Origin of the sequence: Tenuifilum thalassicum (assembly GCF_013265555.1) — a bacterium.
In the GTDB taxonomy this organism is placed as follows: Bacteria; Bacteroidota; Bacteroidia; order Bacteroidales; family Tenuifilaceae; genus Tenuifilum; species Tenuifilum thalassicum.
In genome coordinates, this window is sequence record NZ_CP041345.1 from 1,550,550 (window position 1) to 1,569,091 (window position 18,542).

15 protein-coding genes are annotated in these 18,542 nt (G+C 37.9%); 12 read left to right on the forward strand and 3 right to left on the reverse strand.

The features are described from left to right. The 9 genes from FHG85_RS06465 (at position 1) to FHG85_RS06505 (ending at position 9,794) form a co-directional block, all read left to right on the forward strand. Positions 1–1,113 (forward strand): ABC transporter permease, encoded by a 1,113-nt coding sequence (locus FHG85_RS06465; protein WP_173074147.1) that lies wholly within the window; start codon positions 1–3, stop codon positions 1,111–1,113. 7 nt (positions 1,114–1,120) lie between these two features. Next, positions 1,121–2,224 (forward strand): ABC transporter permease, encoded by a 1,104-nt coding sequence (locus FHG85_RS06470; RefSeq protein ID WP_173074149.1) that lies wholly within the window; start codon positions 1,121–1,123, stop codon positions 2,222–2,224. Positions 2,225–2,267: 43 nt separating this feature from the next. Further along, positions 2,268–3,290 (forward strand): hypothetical protein, encoded by a 1,023-nt coding sequence (locus FHG85_RS06475; RefSeq protein ID WP_173074150.1) that lies wholly within the window; start codon positions 2,268–2,270, stop codon positions 3,288–3,290. An 86-nt stretch (positions 3,291–3,376) separates the two neighbouring features. After that, positions 3,377–5,089 carry a hypothetical protein gene (locus FHG85_RS06480; protein ID WP_173074152.1) on the forward strand — a complete coding sequence of 571 codons (1,713 nt, stop codon included), beginning with the start codon at positions 3,377–3,379 and terminating at the stop codon, positions 5,087–5,089. Positions 5,090–5,095: 6 nt separating this feature from the next. Next, positions 5,096–7,144 (forward strand): molybdopterin-containing oxidoreductase family protein, encoded by a 2,049-nt coding sequence (locus FHG85_RS06485; RefSeq protein ID WP_173074154.1) that lies wholly within the window; start codon positions 5,096–5,098, stop codon positions 7,142–7,144. Further along, positions 7,141–8,445, forward strand: a complete 1,305-nt coding sequence (locus FHG85_RS06490; RefSeq protein WP_173074156.1) for a DmsC/YnfH family molybdoenzyme membrane anchor subunit — start codon at positions 7,141–7,143, stop codon at positions 8,443–8,445. Before FHG85_RS06485 ends, FHG85_RS06490 begins: the two co-directional genes overlap by 4 nt. A gap of 141 nt (positions 8,446–8,586) precedes the next feature. Further along, the gene (locus FHG85_RS06495; protein WP_173074158.1) at positions 8,587–8,979 is read left to right on the forward strand and encodes a DUF1987 domain-containing protein; all 393 of its coding nucleotides are present in this window, start codon (positions 8,587–8,589) and stop codon (positions 8,977–8,979) included. After that, entirely contained in the window at positions 8,979–9,365 is a 387-nt protein-coding gene (locus FHG85_RS06500) for a DUF1987 domain-containing protein (RefSeq protein WP_173074160.1), read from the forward strand. Before FHG85_RS06495 ends, FHG85_RS06500 begins: the two co-directional genes overlap by 1 nt. A 12-nt stretch (positions 9,366–9,377) precedes the next feature. After that, positions 9,378–9,794 carry a DUF1987 domain-containing protein gene (locus tag FHG85_RS06505; protein WP_173074162.1) on the forward strand — a complete coding sequence of 139 codons (417 nt, stop codon included), beginning with the start codon at positions 9,378–9,380 and terminating at the stop codon, positions 9,792–9,794. A gap of 55 nt (positions 9,795–9,849) precedes the next feature. Here the strand turns inward: FHG85_RS06505 and FHG85_RS06510 are convergent, their stop codons facing one another. Both FHG85_RS06510 and FHG85_RS06515 read right to left on the reverse strand, forming a co-directional pair. Continuing rightward, positions 9,850–10,944, reverse strand: coding sequence for a 6-phosphofructokinase (locus tag FHG85_RS06510; RefSeq protein ID WP_173074164.1), 1,095 nt, complete (start codon positions 10,942–10,944; stop codon positions 9,850–9,852). Positions 10,945–11,342: 398 nt separating this feature from the next. Further along, positions 11,343–14,255: an FAD-binding and (Fe-S)-binding domain-containing protein gene (locus FHG85_RS06515; protein ID WP_173074166.1), complete on the reverse strand. Its 2,913-nt coding sequence runs from the start codon at positions 14,253–14,255 to the stop codon at positions 11,343–11,345. A 260-nt stretch (positions 14,256–14,515) separates the two neighbouring features. Here FHG85_RS06515 and FHG85_RS06520 point away from each other — a divergent pair, with 260 nt between their 5' ends. The 3 genes from FHG85_RS06520 to buk are packed head-to-tail and all read left to right on the forward strand — an operon-like array spanning position 14,516 to position 17,763. Beyond that, on the forward strand, positions 14,516–15,727 hold the full coding sequence (locus FHG85_RS06520) for an acetate/propionate family kinase (protein WP_173074169.1): 1,212 nt from the start codon (positions 14,516–14,518) through the stop codon (positions 15,725–15,727). Positions 15,728–15,743: 16 nt separating this feature from the next. Then, complete coding sequence (locus tag FHG85_RS06525; RefSeq protein ID WP_173074171.1) at positions 15,744–16,649, forward strand: bifunctional enoyl-CoA hydratase/phosphate acetyltransferase; 906 nt, start codon at positions 15,744–15,746, stop codon at positions 16,647–16,649. A gap of 37 nt (positions 16,650–16,686) precedes the next feature. Then, complete coding sequence (gene buk / locus FHG85_RS06530; RefSeq protein WP_173074173.1) at positions 16,687–17,763, forward strand: butyrate kinase; 1,077 nt, start codon at positions 16,687–16,689, stop codon at positions 17,761–17,763. Positions 17,764–17,822: 59 nt separating this feature from the next. Here the strand turns inward: buk and FHG85_RS06535 are convergent, their stop codons facing one another. Continuing rightward, positions 17,823–18,530 (reverse strand): SDR family NAD(P)-dependent oxidoreductase, encoded by a 708-nt coding sequence (locus tag FHG85_RS06535; RefSeq protein WP_173074176.1) that lies wholly within the window; start codon positions 18,528–18,530, stop codon positions 17,823–17,825. Between the last annotated feature and the right edge of the window lie 12 nt (positions 18,531–18,542).

Consider the following 18,542-nt stretch of genomic DNA (forward strand, 5'->3'; position numbering starts at 1 on the left):
ATGACAAACAGCAGTTTTAAAAATTTTATTTCGAAGGAGTTTAAGCATATTTTCCGAGATATACGCACACTACTTATAGTTCTGGTGATGCCCGTTATTCAGCTACTAATATTCGGTTTTGTTATTTCGAGTGAGATAAAAAATGCCGATTATGCAGTACTGGATTATTCACGCGATTACTTTTCTAAACAGATGGTCAACCGTATTTCATCATCGGGATATTTTAATTTTAAAGGATATATCGACAATCAGAATGATATTGAAGAGGTTTTTAAAAATGGTGATGTAAAACTTGTTTTGGTTATTGCCGACAACTTTTCAAGAACTCTTCAGAATAGTCATTATGCCGATTATCAAATAGTTACCGATGCTTCCGACCCAAACACCGCAAGTATTCTTGCTGGTTATGCCCAATCCATTATCAATACATATGTGGCCGATTACTTTGGTAGCCAAACCGATATGAAGAGAATTGATGTTCAGAATCGGATGTTTTATAACGAAGAGATGAACTCTGCATTTATGTTTGTGCCAGGAACCATGGTGCTGATTCTGATGCTCGTTACTGCAATGATGACATCAATCTCAATTACAAGGGAGAAGGAACTTGGCACCATGGAAATTCTACTGGTTTCGCCTTTAAAACCTTGGCAAATAATAGTTGGAAAGGTTATTCCCTATATAACCATTGCGTTCACCAATGTTTTGGTAATCATTCTAATGGGCTATACTGTTTTTGGCTTACCCTTACGAGGAAACCTTATTCTACTACTTTCAGTGAGCTCCCTGTTTATTTTGTTGGCCTTATCGCTAGGTATTTTAATATCAACATTAGCAAAGAGCCAATCCGTTGCCATGTTCATGTCGTTGTTTGCGCTGATGCTTCCAACCATTCTACTATCTGGTTTCATTTTTCCAATTGAAAATATGCCAAAGCTCTTACAGTGGCTTAGCCTAATCATGCCTCCACGTTGGTTTTTATCGGCATTAAAAACGATAATGATTAAAGGGCAGGGCTTACAATACATTACCAAAGAGGTTTTAGTAATGCTGGCTATGACTGCTTTCTTTATTACGCTTAGTATTAAAAAATTTAAGGTTCGTTTAGAATAATAAGGCTATGAGAAAGATAATCATACTATTGCAAAAGGAATTTATTCAGATTTTCAGGAACAAAACCATACTGCCAATCATATTTGTACTTCCTATTGTGCAGCTCTTAATACTTGCCAATGCTGCAACTCAGGAGATGAAAAACATCAAGCTGGCGATTGTGGATTACGACAACTCATCGGAATCGCGTTCGTTAGTAAACTTGTTTGATTATTCAAACTTTTACACCATAGTTCCAACTGAGAGTGCTACAAAAAAGGCAATACAGCTAATCGATTTGGGCAAAGCCGATGCTGCATTGATAATACCCAATAGCTTTGGGGAAAAGCTTAAAAAGGGCGTTAAGGTTGATGTTCAGCTATTGCTTAATGGTATAAATATCACTTCGGCCTCTTTAACCCAAAAATATACGGTTGGTATTGTTAAGAAATTCTCTAATCAAATAAGTTTAAGCTTCTCAAACGTTCCAGCGGTATCGCAAAGTGTTAGGCATTGGTATAATCCTGAGTTGAACTATAAGCTCTATATGGTGCCTGGCATCCTTGTGGTGTTGGTTACAATTGTTGGCATGTTTCTTACTGCAATTAACATTGTGCGAGAGAAGGAGCTTGGAACAATTGAGCAAGTTAATGTAACACCAATTAAACCATACCAATTTATCATTGGAAAGCTGCTGCCATTTTGGATTATTGCGCTTTTTGAATTGATGATTGGTTTGCTAATCGCTAAGCTGGTGTTCAATCTAAGCATAGTTGGAAGTATTCCGTTACTTTTTGGCTTTGCAGCCATCTACCTTTTAGTAGCTTTAGGCTTAGGCTTAATACTATCTACCTCGGCATCAAATCAGCAACAGGTAATGTTTATGGCCTTCTTTTTCATGATTGTATTTCTGATGCTTAGTGGATTGTTTACCCCGGTTGAAAGTATGCCTAAATGGGCAATTATTTTCAATAAAATAAATCCTCTTTACTATTTTATGAAGGTAAACCGTATGCTTATACTTAAAGGCTCAAGTTTCAGCCATTTGTGGGATAGCTTTTTGGCAATATCTGTTATGGCTGTTGTAGTTCTTAGCTTCGCAATACTCAGGTACAATAAAAAATCGGCATAATTTTATTATTTGTAACTTTACGCATCAACCAAAAGCAAATGGCGTGAAAGTTCTGCTAAAGATTCTTTTATTGATATATGCTGCTCTTACCATTACTTGCAAGTTAAGCGGACAAAATCTTTTTGATGATAGCACAATTCTTAACTTGGAGCTCAAGTATGAAATTGAACAGGTTCATGCAGATGTTGGTATTGACCCCTCATATCACGATGGTGAAATAGCTTATCTGAACGAATATGGTGCAAAAGTATCTTTCCCTGTAAAGGTTAAAACGCGTGGCATTTTTCGTAAAAAGCCTTCAAATTGCTCTCAACCACCTTTAATGTTGAAGTTTAAAAGTGGTGATACAAATTATACAATTTTTGAGGGAATCGATAAGCTTAAACTGGTTGTACCTTGCAAAGAAAAATATAAGTATCAAAACCTTATACTTAGGGAGTATCTAGTTTATAAGCTCTACCAAATTATATCGCCGTATGCCTACAAGGTTCGACTTTTAAACTTGAAAATGGTTGATGCCAATTCATATGATTCAAGTTTATCTTATGCTTTTCTTATTGAACCTACTGCGTTACTAGCCAAACGTTTAGGTGGTACAGTGCTGGAAAGGAAAAATTATCATCCAAATGCATGTAATAGGAAGGCTTATAACAAGATGGCTGTTTTTCAGTACATGATTGGGCATACCGACTGGTCAATTAAGGCGCTTCACAACATTAAGCTTATTGAATTAGAGCCTTATGCGCCACCTATTCCCATTCCCTTTGATTTTGACTTTTCGGGATTTGTTAACGCACCATATGCGCTACCGGCTGAACATTTACCAATAAATTCAGTTAAGGAGAGACATTTCAACGGTTATTGCCGTCCGGCAAATGAATATATCGATGTCTTTAATTTGTTTATTGCAAAAAGGGATACAATACGAAATACCATTTCAACGTTTACATATTTACCAGAAAAAGAAAGGAAAATACTCATAAAATATATCGATGAATATTATGATGTTATTTTATCAGATACAAAACGAAAATCTAAAATACTGTCAAAATGTAGAACCGATTAGCAATTATTTCGTAATATTTTGAAATATTTTTACTTAATTTGTTAATTGAATCAAGTTGCATACGATATAGAAATGATTTGGTTGGTATGTCAAAAAAACAGGTAGTAAACTATTTTATAGGTGGATTTTTAGTTCTAACGTTACTTTTTGCATTAAACACGGTAAAAGCGCAAAATGGGCTAACTGTTTCTGCCAGATTAATTGTAAAAAAAGGCAATCTTGATGGTGCCAAAGTTACGGTTACTGAAAAAGGAAACGTTTTACAAACCTTAACTGCTGGCAGGAGAGGTATTTTTGAATTTATGCTTGGCTACGATTCTGAGTATATTATAATCTTCGAAAAACCAAATTATATTACCAAGAAGATTTTAATTGATACCCATGTGCCCGATAACTTTAAGAGAGAAGTTGAAAGGGTTACTGGTTTTGATGTAGTTCTTGAGAAGCAAAGCGAAGATGCAATTAAGGTTTATGAGAATCCTGTTGCTAAAATTATGTATGCCCGCGATATCAGAGACTTTGCATATGATACGGATTATAGGTTGAAGGTGCTTAAAGAAATTGAAGAGCAAAATAAAAAGCTAGCCGAAGAGAAGAAACGGAAGGAGATAGAAGAACGAGAGCGTAAGAAAGAAGAGGAAAGGCAGAGACTTTTAGCCGAAGCCCAAAAGCGTAAGGCAGAAGAGGAAGCTAAGCGTAAAGAGGCAGAAGAAAGACAAAGGATAAAAGAGGAGCAGCTTAAAAAAGAGGCAGAAGCAAGACGTCTGGCAGAGGAAAAGGCAAGACTGGAAAGACAAAAAAAACTGGAAGAGCAGAAAAGAAAAGCCGAAGAGGAAGCTCGAAAAAAAGCAGAAGAAGAAGCTCGTCGTAAGGAAGAGTTAAGAAAGCAGGAGGAGGAACGTTTACGCAAGGAGCAGGAGAGAATTCGCCAAGAGGAAGAGGCTAAGCGGAAAGCTGCCGAAGAGGCTAAGCGGAAAGAGGAAGAGCGTTTACGTAAAGAAGCAGAACAAAGACGTTTAGAGGAAGAAAAGAGAAAGTTAGAAGAACAAAAGCGTCTAGAGGAAGAACGTAAAAAGGCTGAAGAGGAGGCAAGGAAAAAAGCCGAAGAGGAGGCTCGTCGTAAGGAAGAGCTAAGAAAACAGGAAGAAGAACGTTTACGTAAGGAACAGGAAAGAATACGTCAAGAAGAGGAGGCAAAACGTAAAGCTGAAGAGGAAGCCCGCAGGCTTGAGGAAGAAAGAATACGTAAAGAGGCCGAAGCTCAACGTTTAGCCGAAGAGGCTAAACGTAAGGCCGAAGAGGAGGCTCGATTAAAGGAACTTGAACGATTAAGAAAAGAAGCTGAGGCCAAACGGTTAGCAGATGAAAGGCGTAAAGAGGAACTAAGAAGAATTGAAGAGGAAAAAGCTCGTAAAGAAGTAGAACGATTAAAACGAGAAGAGGAAGAGCGGATTAAAAGGGAGCAGGAAAGGAAACTGTTGCTCGAAGAGCAAAAAAAACGCGATGCTCAGTTACGCCTTAAACTTGTTGCCGAAAAGATGAGCGCAACCATAGGTAAGGAGGATGCCGACCAAGTTGTTACGCTCCTTGCTCCAGAAGATATTGCTAAACGGTATACCCGGGAACGCACCGATGAGGTAATTCGTTTACCACGAATCATTATTACAAGAACCGTTTTCAATAGAAATAATAAGATTACATTTTACACTCGTATCGATCATGAATATGGTAGGGTTTACTACCTTAAGGATGGCTATTTCATATCAAAAGAGCAATATCTTGCAGAAACTAAAAAGTAGCAAACAATGAAAGAGTTTGTTACTGCTTGCCCTCGAAATTGCTATAGCACTTGCAGTCTTGTTGTTCAAGTAGATAATGGTAGAATTACTGCAATAAAACCAATGCCATTAAATAGGGCAACCCCATTTAATGGATGTGTTAAAGGCCAAAGCTATGTAGAGCGTGCCCATTCACCTGATAGAATAATTTATCCGCATAAAAAGGTTAATGGACGCTTTAAGCGTATCTCATGGGACGAAGCCCTAAGCATTATTGCTGAAAAATTAAGTTTTATAAAAGAGAAGTACGGTCAACAGGCTGTATTGTTTTACTCGGCAAGTGGCATGTCGGGCTTGCTTAACGATTTTAGTTTGAAGTTTTGGCGTGATGTTTACGGGGGGGCAACAACTGTTTATGGAAATCTTTGCTGGCCAGCCGGACTCGAAGCAACAAGGCTAACTTTAGGTGAAAATAAGCATAATGTTCCTTGGGATTTAGAGAATGCCAAGCTTATTGTCCTTTGGGGCAAAAACCCGGCCGAAAGCAATGTGCATGAAATGGTGCCCATTAACAACGCTTTGGATAATGGTGCAAAACTTGTTGTAATAGACCCTCGCAGAACGCAGTCAACGCAACGAGCTTCCCTTTTAGTACAACCATTTCCATCTACCGATGCTGCCATTGCTCTTGCTGTTTCAAATATCATAATCCAAAACAATTGGGTTGATTATGATTTTATTAAGCAATATGTACTTGGTTACGAAGAATTCAAAGAGCATGTTAAGCAATATACATCTCAGTGGGCTTCTGAAATTTCTGGTGTGCCTGTTGATTTAATTGAGAAGTTAGCATGGTATGTTGGGAATATCAAACCAATGACTATTATTCCTGGTTATGGGATGCAGCGTTACACAAATGGCGGTCAAACTACAAGAGCAATTCTTGCACTAAACATTCTTACCGGTAATATTGGTAAGCCTGGTGCTTGCTGGCACTATGCTAATCTTCAGAGCTATGTTTTTGACGATGTTTTAGAGCCACTTTCCTATTATCCACCCGAAAAACCAGACGGGAAAATAAGGCGTACAATTTCAACCGCCCGCTTAGGTCAGGATATGTTGGCCACAAAGAACCCAGAACTAAAGATGATTTGGGTTGAACGCGGTAATCCCTTAACTCAGAATCCTAATACTTCTAGGGTTTTAGAAGCATTCCGAAAGCTTGATTTCCGTGTGGTTGTTGAACAGTTTTTTACCGATACAGCCTTAGAGGCTGATATTATTTTACCTGCAAAGAACATGTTTGAACAATCCGATATTATTGGCTCATATTGGAATCCGTATGTTCAGCTTAAGCAAAAAATTCTAGAGCCCGCAGGTGAGGTTAAGCCCGAAACGGAGATTTATTGGTGCCTAGCACAAAAGATGGGGTTTGATAAAACTTTTCTAGAAGATGTTTTACTCCCCCCTGGTGATGAGCATGTTGATAGGTTTCTTGAAAGCAAGCTAAACAAGTTTAATTTATCGTTGGAGCAGCTTAAGAGAGGTCCCGTTCTTGCACCAGGATTACAGGAGATAGCCTTTTCCGATTTTAGGTTTTCTACACCATCTGGAAAAATTGAACTTCTTTCTAATCAGATGTCCGAACTGTGGGACGAAAGCCCATTACCTGTTTACAAACCTGCAGTTGAACTTTTTGAAGACAAATCGCCCTTTCCACTCTTTTTGATGTCGCCTAACACTAAGAATAGGATACATAGCCAGTTTAATAACTTAAAAATCATATCATTAATTAGTGGTGAACCTGTAGTGCAAATGAATCCTAACGATGCAGCTGAGCGTGGCATTAATGATGGCGATATGGTTGAAGTTTACAATCATAGGGGGGCTGTTTCTATTAAAGCACAACTTACCTATGAGGTGCGTAAAGGTTGTGTTGTAATTCCAAATGGCTGGTGGAGAACACAAGGCGTTTCAGTAAATATGCTATCCGAAGGTAGAGAAACAGATATTGGACATGGCTCTGCATTTCATAACAATAGGGTAGAGGTTAGGCTTATAAAAAACAGTAAATGACAGAAAAAGGATTCATATTTGATTACTCTAAGTGCGTTGGCTGCCATGCCTGTGTTGTTGCATGTTATAATCAAAATAACACTCAGCCTCCAATTATTTGGCGTAACATACACAAAGGTAATTCTATAAAAATCCCTTTAAAAGGCTTTATCAACCTCTCGCTAGCTTGTAATCATTGCATTGATGCACCTTGCTTAGCAAATTGTCCAGCAATTGCATACTCAAAAGATTCAGAAACTGGTGCTATAATTCATAATCCATCAAAATGTATTGGATGTAAATACTGCACTTGGGCTTGCCCCTATGATGCGCCAAAGTTTAATAAAAGTACTGGCGTTGTGGAAAAGTGTAATTTCTGTATCGATTTACAAAAAAAAGGGTTACAGCCTGCTTGCACAACGGCCTGTCCAACTGGTGCGTTAACCTTTGGCGAGGTTGATACTAGCGCTAACACCAATCAGCCCGGTTTTCCTGATGATAATACCTTGCCTCGAGTAAATCTTTTGGGCAATGAAGTATATAGCTGTATCCCCGATATGGATATAAATGCAGCTGGACAGGTAGATGATAAAATGATTTCTAATAAAAAAAGGTCAAAGATTAGGAGTGCTGATGAGATTCCTTTAATACTATTCACTCTTTTGTCATCTATTTTAACTGGTCTATTTGTATTCTTCTACAAACCTTCTGATACAAGCATTACAGGTAAATTCTTTTATGTTGGAGGATTAGCAGTTGCCGCTTTTGCTAGTACATTCCATTTGGGAAAACCGTTAAGAGCATACCGTTCGATTCTTAATATAAAATCTAGCTGGTTGAGTCGCGAAATCTTGTTATTTTCACTTTTTTCTTTATTTAGCACATTGTACCTATTAGTTGAGGCTAAGTTTCTCTTTTGGATATCAGCAGCTCTTGGTCTGGCCTTACTTTTTGCTATTGAAATGGTTTATAGATTAGCTATAAAAAGATTTACACCAAAAATTCATAGTTCAAACACCATTCTCACTGCGCTAACATTCTCTTCAATTTTTTTAAACTCGAATCTATTTGTAATCTTCATCTCATTAAAGTTAATGCTATATTTAGTAAGGAATGCCTATGCTAGCCATTTATCATTACGCAAACTGCTTCTTTCTTTTGTTCGATTTATTTCTTTAGCTATACCTTTATCGGTTGTGCTTTTTGAGTTTAAAGAAATTGATTTTTCGTTTCTTATTATTTTATTGATGGTAGGAGAAACAATTGACCGTTTTGCGTATTATGATGAGATAGACATAGTAGAACCTACAGACTTTTTTTAACAAGAGGTTTGGATGCTTAGTGTTCCAAAACCAATAATTTGTCAAAAATAATTTTAATATACTCAGTTTGCTTCCTTGAATTTTTGAATAATTTATTTATATTTGTTTAAATGTAGAAAGGTATTTAATAATAAGTAGTATATGGAAACATTAAACATAGCAGGTACAAACGAAACTCCTACTATTTTGTTTGATAAAGAAGCAAATGTTTTTGAAATCTCTGGGAAATCGTTACCTGAGGATGTAAAGGAGTTTTACAATCCTGTTTTGAGGTGGATGAAAACTTATGCTGAGAATCCCAATCCTAAGACAACTATAAAGTTTAAGATGGAATACTTCAACACGGCCTCATCAAAAATGATTCTTGAACTTTTTGAGGTGCTTGAAGAGATGAGCAAGAATGGGAATGAGGTTGAAGTAGAATGGCATTACATGGAGGATGATGAGGATATGTATGATGCTGGAGTTGATTATGACGATATGCTTGATTTGAATTTTAAAATGATTAGCTATCAACACATCTCAACAAAATAATGGTAGATAAAATATACCTTGAACCGACATTGACAACACCGCGAGTTATTCTCGATAGAGAATCGGGTGTTTTCCTAATTCAAGGTAAATCGTTACCTGAGGATGTTAAGTCTTTTTATCATCCATTAATTATTTGGCTTGATAGTTACCAAGAAAATCCAAATCCTAAGACTGTATTTGAGTTTGATTTTGAATACTTTAATACGGCTTCTTCAAAAATGTTATTACATTTGATGAATCGTTTAAAGATGTTACACTCACAAGGATATGATGTTGAAATAATTTGGAGATACCCACAAAACGATGCAGAACTTGAGGAGGCTGGTGAAGAACTTGCCGAGATTATTAAAGTGCCATTTAAAATACTTGCAAAACCAGAACAATAAATTAATACTAAAATGAAGCCATTACATATTAAAGCAAGAAAGGATTCTCCTGAAATATCATTTGACCCAAATTCTGGTAGTTTTTATCTAATCGGGGTCAGTCATCCCGAGAATGTAACCACGTTTTACGAACCCGTATTAAAATGGTTTTTGGACTTTAAGGACGAAATAGAAAAGAATGGGTTAGGCTCACAGGATAAAGAGATAACTCTGCGTTTCTTCTTTAAGTATATTAATTCTGCCTCATACAAGTATATGGTAACCCTATTCCAACTTTTACAAGAGCTGTTTGAGATTGGGGTTAAAATCAAAATAGTCTGGAATTATGAGCCTGGCGATGAGGACATGGCAGAATCTGGATTTGAACTGGTTGAGTATTCTGGCTTAAAAGCCCCATTTGTTTGTGAGGAGAGTGAAGAACTTATCTAGAGTGTTTACTGAATAAAAAAAGAGGCTGTTTTAAGTAGCCTCTTTTTTTTTATAGTTAATCGCCAAAACTTATCCCCACTCCACGAGCAGTGCGAACCAAATCGCATTCAGGGTCGACAAAATTTGGACGGTTTATAGCATCAATTAGTGGTACCGAAATGATATCGGGATGACGGTAAGCAACCATCTCACCAAATTTACCTTCAAGCACCATCTCAAAGGCTTTTACGCCAAATTGTGTTGCGAGTACGCGGTCGTAAGCAACTGGAATTCCTCCACGTTGTAAATGTCCTAGAACGGTTTCTCTGATATCGGCTTCAAATCCAATGCTCTTTAGGTCACGAGTAATCTTGTGAGCAATGCCGCCTAAGCGTAAGTTGTGATATCCAACCTCATCGCTTTCTGCAGACACAAGATGTCCATCTTTAGGTACTGCTCCTTCAGCAACCACTACAATTGCATGTCCTTTACCTTTGTTGTAGCGGCTTTGTAGCCTATCGGCAACTTTATGGATATCGTAGGGAATTTCGGGAATTAAGCAAACCTCGGCCCCACCAGCTATGGCTGCATGTAGAGCAATCCACCCTGCATAGCGGCCCATAACCTCAAGAATAAGTACACGGTTATGGCTGGCAGCAGTAGTTACCAGTTTGTCCACTGCTTCTGTAGCAATTTGTACTGCGGTTTGAAAACCGAATGTAAAGTCGGTAGCGGAAAGGTCGTTGTCAATTGTTTTTGGAACACCTATAATGTTTAGCCCTTTTTCGTAAAGCTGTTGAGATATACGTTGTGAGCCGTCGCCTCCAATGCTAATAACAGCATCAATGCCAAGGTATTGTAGCTTACGTATCATTTCATCTGAACGGTCAACGGCACCCCAGGAACCATCCTTGTTTTTAACAGGCCATGCAAATGGGCCGCCCTTATTGGTTGTGCCAATAATTGTGCCCCCCTGAACGTGTATTCCAGCAACAGCTTTTTCGTCAAGAACTTTAATTTCAGTAGGTTCACGTAAAATACCATCAAATGATTGAATACTTCCTATTACTTCCCAGTCGGGTTCCTGTGAGGCTCTCTTTACTACTGCCCTTATCACTGCATTTAACCCAGGACAATCGCCTCCACCAGTTGCTACTAAAACTCTTTTCATTGTTAAAAAATTCTTTTATTAATGTTCTTAATTTTCTTGTCAAATAATATTGAAGGTAGCTTAAGTTATAATTTGTAAGCAGGTGGTGTATCTACTTCAATATTTCCTTTTGATTAACCCGATATGACTGTGCATTATCAGATTACTATTTGTTAAAAAGACAAATTTTTGCACCTTCGCAAAGGTAATAAAAAATATGTACGCACAATGCTAAAGAATATCAAAAATAAGTGCAAATATATTCTATTTTTTATCGCAAACGTGTGAAATCAGATGGTCTATTTTTTGATTATTTTTAAGATATGAATATTAGAACTTACAGCAATTAAAAGCAAAAAATACACCTTTACTTACCTCTGCTCCAAATAATCTGATTTACATCCTATAAGTCATCTATTTTATTCAATTGCCTCCCACATGACTTCAATTGGATGAACAGCATCCCTACCAGTACCATCCTTAATTTGATGTCTACAACTGGTACCAGGTGCTGCTATTATTGTACCCTCAGATGATTTCCTAACTTCAGGGAAAAGAACAAGTTCTCCGATTTTCATAGAAAGCTCGTAATGTTCCTTTTCGTATCCAAATGAGCCAGCCATACCGCAACATCCACTAGGAATTTCTTCTACAGTGTAGTTTGGTGGAAACGAAAGCATTTCCTTAGTTTTTATGGTAGATGCAACTGCCTTCTGCTGGCAGTGGCCATGTAACTTGATTTTCTTGTTATCCTTTTTAAACTGCTCCTTTGCTATTCTACCTTCATCTACCTCTCGCATGAAAAATTCCTCAAAGAGTAGCGCATTTCTGGCAAGAAATTTGGCTTTATCTTTATTTTCTGGTGTAGCCAAATCGGGATACTCGTCTCTAAAACTTAAAATTGCCGATGGCTCAATTCCGATAAGAGGTGACTTCTCTGAAATAATACCAGAAAGTTTTTCAATATTTCTATTTGCTATTCGCTTTGCAGTTCTTATTAATCCCTTTGAAATATATGTTCTACCGCTTTCAAAAATATCAGCTAATTCAACCTCATATCCTAACCTGTTTAGTAGATTAACTGCTTTAACTCCAATATGAACATCATTATAATTGGTGAATTCATCGGGCAATAGGTAAACTTTCCCCTTTTTGCCTTTTTTCTCTGCTCTATTTTTAGAAAACCATTTTTTAAAGGTAACTTTATGTAGCAAGGGCATCTTCCTTATTGGTTCGAAACCAAGTAGTGACATTAGAACTTTTGACGAAAACTTATTGCTAAGCACCCAGTTTGTTAGACCAGGAAAAATGCTTCCTAGTCTATTTACATGAGTTATATATGCAATTAATCTGGTTCTTAGAGGTATTCCTTTTGAATCGTACCAATGCTGAAGGAATTCGGCTTTAAGTTTTGCCATATCCACACTCGAAGGGCACTCATTTTTGCATCCCTTACACGACAGACATAAATCCAGGATTTCGTAAAGTTCTTTATGGTTAAAGGGATTCTTTTTAGTGCTATTAGTAAGAAATTCTCTAAGTAAATTAGCCCGTGCACGTGTAGAATTTGATTCATTTAGGGTTGCCATATAGCTAGGGCAAAGCGTACCTCCAGAAAGGTGTGTTTTTCTACAATCGCCTGAACCATTACATTTTTCAGCTGCTCGTAGAATGCCTCTAGTTTTTGAAAAGTCAAATATTGTTTCTATTGGATTATCTTTTTGTCCAGGTTGATACCTAAGCGACGTGTTCATGGGGGGCGTATCCACTATCTTGCCAGGGTTAAAAATTTTGTCCGGGTCAAAGGCGAATTTTACCTTCCTCATTAGCTCATAAACCTCTTCGCCATAGAATAAGGGTATAAACTCACCTCTCAACCTTCCATCGCCATGCTCACCGCTAAGAGATCCTTTATACCTTTTTACTAGAGAAGCTACCTCTTTCCCAACAGCATGGAAAAGCTCAACATCTTTAGGATCTTTAAGATTTAGAACGGGTCTCAAATGTAGCTCACCTGTACCAATATGTGCATGATAAACGCATTCAAGGTTGTACTTTTGCATTATCATTTCAAAATCGGCCATATAATCGGGAAGTTTGTCAACAGGTACGGCTGTGTCCTCAATAAGAGAAACAGGTTTTGCATCACCTTCTATGTTTGACAGCACACCCAGCCCCGCTTTTCTTAAATTCCAGACCTTAGCCGTTTCATCATCCCAAACCAACGGAAAATGATAGCCATATCCAGAGCTCTGCATATCGGCTTTCATCTCTTCTGCCGATTTTATGATGTCATTTTTATCATCGGCAAAAAACTCAACAATAAGAATCGCTCCCGGATCTCCTTTTACAAAAAACCTGTTTTTTTGTTGTTCTATATTTCCTTTGGTGCATTCCAAAATAATGTTATCCATAAGCTCCACAGCCCAAGGATTATGTTTCAGTGCTATTAGGTTCGCCTTAAATGCATCGGTTCTATTTTCTAAATGAACTGCAACTACAGCTTTATGCTTAGGCGGAGATGCAACAAGGTTGAGCGTAATTTCTGTTATTATGCCAAAGGTTCCTTCGCTTCCTGCAACTATTTTTGCCAGATTTACAGGAGAATCTTCGCCAGTGACGCATGTATTAAGGAGCATGTCGAGCGCATAGCCCGTGTTTCGACGTTTTACACTAGCGTCGGGATAGTTTTCCACTATTAGCTGTTGATTCTTTTTGCTTTCTAGTATTGCTTTGATAGAACGGTAAATGTCACCTTCCCGATTTTCTAACCTTAACTTTTCGTAAAACTCTTGCTTAGTAATTTCACCAAAGGAGTATTCATTGCCATCGTCAAGAATCATTTTTAGTGAATGCAGGTGTTCGCGTGTGCTACCATACACAAGCGAATGAGAACCGCAACTATTATTCCCAACCATACCTGAAATGGTGCATCGATTTGCAGTAGATGTCTCTGGCCCGAAAAATAAACCGTAAGGTTTTAGATATATGTTAAGCTCATCGAGTATTACACCAGGCTCAACCGTTACAAGCCTATTGGAAGTATCAAGATGTATTATATTTCTGAAATGTTTTGAAATATCTACAATAATACCTTTTCCAACAACCTGTCCAGCAAGAGAAGTTCCAGCAGCTCTTGGTATAATTGGAATTTTGTTTTGCTTGCAAAACTGAACAATTTTTTGGATATCGGATTTATGCTCTGGCCATGCAACTGCAATGGGAGTTTCCTTATATGCTGAAGCATCGGTTGAGTACTGGATTAGAGTAGATATGTCCCATTTAATTTTACAACTAATACTATCTCTTAGCTTTATTAATTTATCATGCATAAAACAGGTGATTTTATATTACAAACATAGCAAATATGAATGAAATTGATATAAGTGATACAATGTTGTTGAAAAACATAATGTTGTTATAATTCAGATAATCAGAATGATAATGATTATTTAAACGACTGTTTTATTGCAAATCAGATACTTATATATTTAAAAAGCCTTAAATGCTTTGATACAGAAGTTATTTATTCCTAATTTTGCGTAAACTTAATTAAAATCATTAAATGTCTGACTTTCAAAATAATAAAACAATGATTGTTCTCGTTTTGAACTGTGGGAGTTCATCAATTAAGTATCAACTTTTAAATATGGCCGATGAAGGCCTATTGCTTGCCAAGGGTATTGTTGAAAGGGTTGGCTTTACCGATGCTAAGCTTACTCACAAACCTGAAGGAAAAGATAAATACGTTCATGTAACAAGTATTCCAGACCACACAACAGGTATCAATCTAATTTTAGAGGCACTTGTTGATAGCAATCATGGTGTTATCAGCAGTATTAATGAGATTACTGCAGTAGGCCACCGCGTTGCTCATGGAGGTGAGTTTTTCACAAAGAGCAGTTTAATTGACGATTTTACTAAGAGTGAAATTGAAAAGTGTATTGAACTTGCACCTCTTCACAACCCAGCAAATTTAAAGGGTATACTTTCAATGGAGAAATTACTTCCTAATGTACCTCAGGTTGCTGTATTTGATACCTCTTTCCATCAAACCATGCCAAAACATGCATATTTGTATGCAATCCCTTACGAGTATTACGAAAAATACAAAATACGCAGATACGGCTTCCACGGAACAAGCCACAAGTATGTTGCCCAAAAGGCTTGTAATATGCTAGGCGTAGATTTTGAGAAGCAAAAAATTATTACCTGCCACTTAGGAAATGGAGCATCAATTGCTGCTATAAACCAAGGGAAATCGGTTGATACCTCTATGGGATTCACTCCCGTTGAAGGTTTAATCATGGGAACACGTAGCGGAGATATTGATGCTGGTGTATTGCTTTATCTTGCAGAGAAAGAAAATCTTAGCTTTAAAGATGTAAACGATCTTATCAATAAGAAAAGCGGTGTTGCGGGTATTTCTGGCTTATCATCTGACATGCGTGACCTAGAGAATGCTGCTGCCGATGGTAATGAGCGTGCTCAGCTTGCTCTTGACATGTATTACTATCGAGTTAAGAAATATGTTGGTGCGTATGCCGCTGCAATGGATGGTGTCGATCTTATTATTTTCACTGGCGGTATTGGTGAGAACGACCCTGTTCTTCGTGAAAAAGTTTCTACTGCAATTGATTTTATGGGTGTTGATTTTGATATTGACGCCAATAAAGGTGTTCGCGGTAAGGATAAGCTGTTAACTAAACCTGAATCAAGGGTTAAGGTGATGGTGGTTACAACAAACGAAGAATTAGTCATTGCTACAGATACTGCTAATATTGTTAAAGAGTTAAAAAAATAATAAAGGAGAACAAACAATGAGAGTAGAAAAATTAGATCAGCTTTTCGATATCTTAAGAAGTAAACCTCGCAAACGTTTGGTTGCTGCTTACGCTAACGATCATCACACTATCGAAGCGGTAAGCATGGCCATCGATATGGAAATTGTAGAGGCAACACTTGTTGGCGACGAAGCAACCATTAAAAGTGTTTGTGCTGAGCACAATATCGATCCTTCAAAATTCCGTATTGTTCAGGAAGCCGATGAAATGAAAGCAGCTCGCAAAGCTGTTGAGCTTATTAATAAAGGCGAAGGTGATGTGCTCATGAAAGGTCTTGTAAGCACCGATAAGTATATGCGTGCCATATTAGACAAGGAGAACGGACTGCTCCCTCCAAAGGCCGTTTTAAGTCACGTTACCGTTGTTCAGGTACCTACCTATCACAAGCTTTTAGTTGTTGGTGATGTTGCTATTATCCCAGCTCCAGACTTGAAACAAAAAATTGCTATCACCAACTATTTAATTCAAACTGCACACTCGCTAGGTATTGAAAGACCCAAAGTAGCATTGAATGCCGCTACTGAGCAGATGTCAGCTGGTATGCAAGCTTGTGTTGATGCTGCTATTATTGCAAAAATGGCCGATCGTGGTCAAATTAAGGGCGCTATCGTTGATGGTCCTCTTGCTCTTGACGTGGCAATTGACAAGGAGTCGGCTCAAATTAAGAAGCTTACTGGTGAAGTGGCTGGCGATGCCGATTGTATCCTTTTCCCAAATATCGAATCGGGTAACGTATTCTTTAAAGCATGTACAAAGCTAGCTAAAGGAGAACTAGGTGCAATGGTTATGGGTGCTAAGGTTCCTTGTGTTTTAACTTCTCGTGGCGATAGTGTAAAATCAAAAATGTATTCAATAGCTCTTGCAGCTAATGCTGCTAAGTAACTTTAATTTGCCTTAACCTAAAACTTAGTTTAAGAACATGGAAGAATATAAAATTCTGGCCATTAATCCAGGTTCAACTTCAACCAAGATTGCTGTTTTTAGGAATAATAAGAATATATTCCTGAAAAACATTAAGCATTCAGCTGAGGACATTGCAAAGTTTAAAACCATTGCCGATCAGTTTAGCTTCCGAAAAGAAATAATTCTTGACGAGCTTAAACAGGCTGGAATTGACGTTAATAAGATTTCTGCTGTTGTTGGTCGTGGTGGTTTACTAAAACCCATTGAATCGGGTGTTTATGAAGTTAACGAAGCAATGAAGAATGACCTTCGCAACAGCATCATGGGTGAGCATGCTAGTAATCTTGGTGCCCTAATTGCCGATGATATTGCTCGATCATTACCATCGGCACGCGCGTTTATAGCTGATCCTGTTGTTGTTGATGAGATGGAAGAGGTTGCAAGAATTTCGGGACATCCTAAATTCAAGCGCATTTCAATTTTCCATGCTCTTAACCAAAAGGCTATTGCTCGTCTTCATGCTAAGAGTATCGACAAAAAGTATGAAGACCTTAATCTGATTATCGCACATCTTGGTGGCGGTATTTCCGTTGGTGCTCACAAAAAGGGTAGGGTGATTGATGTTAATAACGCCCTTGATGGTGAGGGACCTTTTTCACCAGAACGCGCAGGTACCGTTCCTGCCGGACAGCTTGCAAAACTTTGCTTTAGTGGTGAAGTAACCTACGATGAAGTAAAGAAAATGCTGACTGGCAAAGGTGGCCTGGTTGCCCATGCAGGTACTAACGATGCTTATGAAATAGAGCTAAAGGCCCGTTCTGGCGATGCTAAAGCGAAGCTCCTTCAGGATGCCATGGCATACAATATAGCCAAATACATTGGCTCCATGGCTGCCGTGTTAAAAGGTGAGGTTGATGCTATTATCCTAACTGGTGGTATAGCTCACAATCCAGATCTTGTTGAGTATATCAAGAGTATGGTTGGCTTTATCGCACCTGTTGCCGTTTATCCTGGAGAAGATGAGATGCAGGCATTAGCTCTGAATGGCTTAATGGTTCTAAAAGGTGAGGTTATGCCTAAAGAGTATAAATAATCGATGTTATTCGTTATATTTATTAGGAGGGGCAAAAGCCCCTCTTGTTTTTTTAGTCCTTATGGTGTGCTTGTGCTTACAGGAAGTATCTTACCATTAAAATACTTGTGCCCATTTATCGAGAATTCGGCAATTAATGTCCCCATTTCATCAGCCGATACTGGCGCATTGTATCCAGGAAATGCTGTTCTAAGCATTTCGGTATCTGTAGCACCAAGTGCTAAGCAATTAAAAGAGAATCCTTTATCTTTATACTCCTCGGCAAGGTTCTCGGTTAACGACGCTAGTGCAGCCTTTGAAGAAGCATAAATGGCAAGCCCTGGAAATTTAACACTACCTTGAAAACCACCCATGCTGCTTATGTTAACAACATGACATCTTGACGAAAAGATGGGGATTAGACTTTTAATTAGAATGGCTGGCGCAAAGTAGTTAATATTTATCATCTCGAATATTTCCTGAGTGCTTAACTCTGTGTATGGCTTGGCATAAAGTAGCCCTGCATTGTTTATAAGAATGTCAACTTTATCAACATAGCCAGCTATAAGATTGAATAGTTCTTGAGATTTTTGATTTAGCCCCTTTAAATCAAAAACCATTGGAATAAATTTAGCAATGGAGTTTATACTTGATATTTCATTTTTAAGCTGTAATAGCTTATTTTTATTTCTTGCAATACCAATAATTGTATGGTTCCCTAATTTGGCTAAACTTTGAGCAGTTGAATACCCAATTCCTTTCGAAGCACCTGTAATTATAATGTTCATAGTGAGCAGTTT

Excerpts from the sequence above, each read along its gene's own strand:
- FHG85_RS06465 (WP_173074147.1), top strand. The coding sequence starts at position 1 with ATGACAAACAGCAGTTTTAAAAATTTTATTTCGAAGGAGTTTAAGCAT.
- FHG85_RS06470 (WP_173074149.1), top strand. The coding sequence starts at position 1,121 with ATGAGAAAGATAATCATACTATTGCAAAAGGAATTTATTCAGATTTTC.
- FHG85_RS06480 (WP_173074152.1), top strand. The coding sequence starts at position 3,377 with ATGTCAAAAAAACAGGTAGTAAACTATTTTATAGGTGGATTTTTAGTT.
- FHG85_RS06485 (WP_173074154.1), top strand. The coding sequence starts at position 5,096 with ATGAAAGAGTTTGTTACTGCTTGCCCTCGAAATTGCTATAGCACTTGC.
- FHG85_RS06490 (WP_173074156.1), top strand. The coding sequence starts at position 7,141 with ATGACAGAAAAAGGATTCATATTTGATTACTCTAAGTGCGTTGGCTGC.
- FHG85_RS06495 (WP_173074158.1), top strand. The coding sequence starts at position 8,587 with ATGGAAACATTAAACATAGCAGGTACAAACGAAACTCCTACTATTTTG.
- FHG85_RS06500 (WP_173074160.1), top strand. The coding sequence starts at position 8,979 with ATGGTAGATAAAATATACCTTGAACCGACATTGACAACACCGCGAGTT.
- FHG85_RS06505 (WP_173074162.1), top strand. The coding sequence starts at position 9,378 with ATGAAGCCATTACATATTAAAGCAAGAAAGGATTCTCCTGAAATATCA.
- FHG85_RS06510 (WP_173074164.1), bottom strand. The coding sequence starts at position 10,944 with ATGAAAAGAGTTTTAGTAGCAACTGGTGGAGGCGATTGTCCTGGGTTA.
- FHG85_RS06515 (WP_173074166.1), bottom strand. The coding sequence starts at position 14,255 with ATGCATGATAAATTAATAAAGCTAAGAGATAGTATTAGTTGTAAAATT.
- FHG85_RS06520 (WP_173074169.1), top strand. The coding sequence starts at position 14,516 with ATGATTGTTCTCGTTTTGAACTGTGGGAGTTCATCAATTAAGTATCAA.
- FHG85_RS06525 (WP_173074171.1), top strand. The coding sequence starts at position 15,744 with ATGAGAGTAGAAAAATTAGATCAGCTTTTCGATATCTTAAGAAGTAAA.
- buk (WP_173074173.1), top strand. The coding sequence starts at position 16,687 with ATGGAAGAATATAAAATTCTGGCCATTAATCCAGGTTCAACTTCAACC.
- FHG85_RS06535 (WP_173074176.1), bottom strand. The coding sequence starts at position 18,530 with ATGAACATTATAATTACAGGTGCTTCGAAAGGAATTGGGTATTCAACT.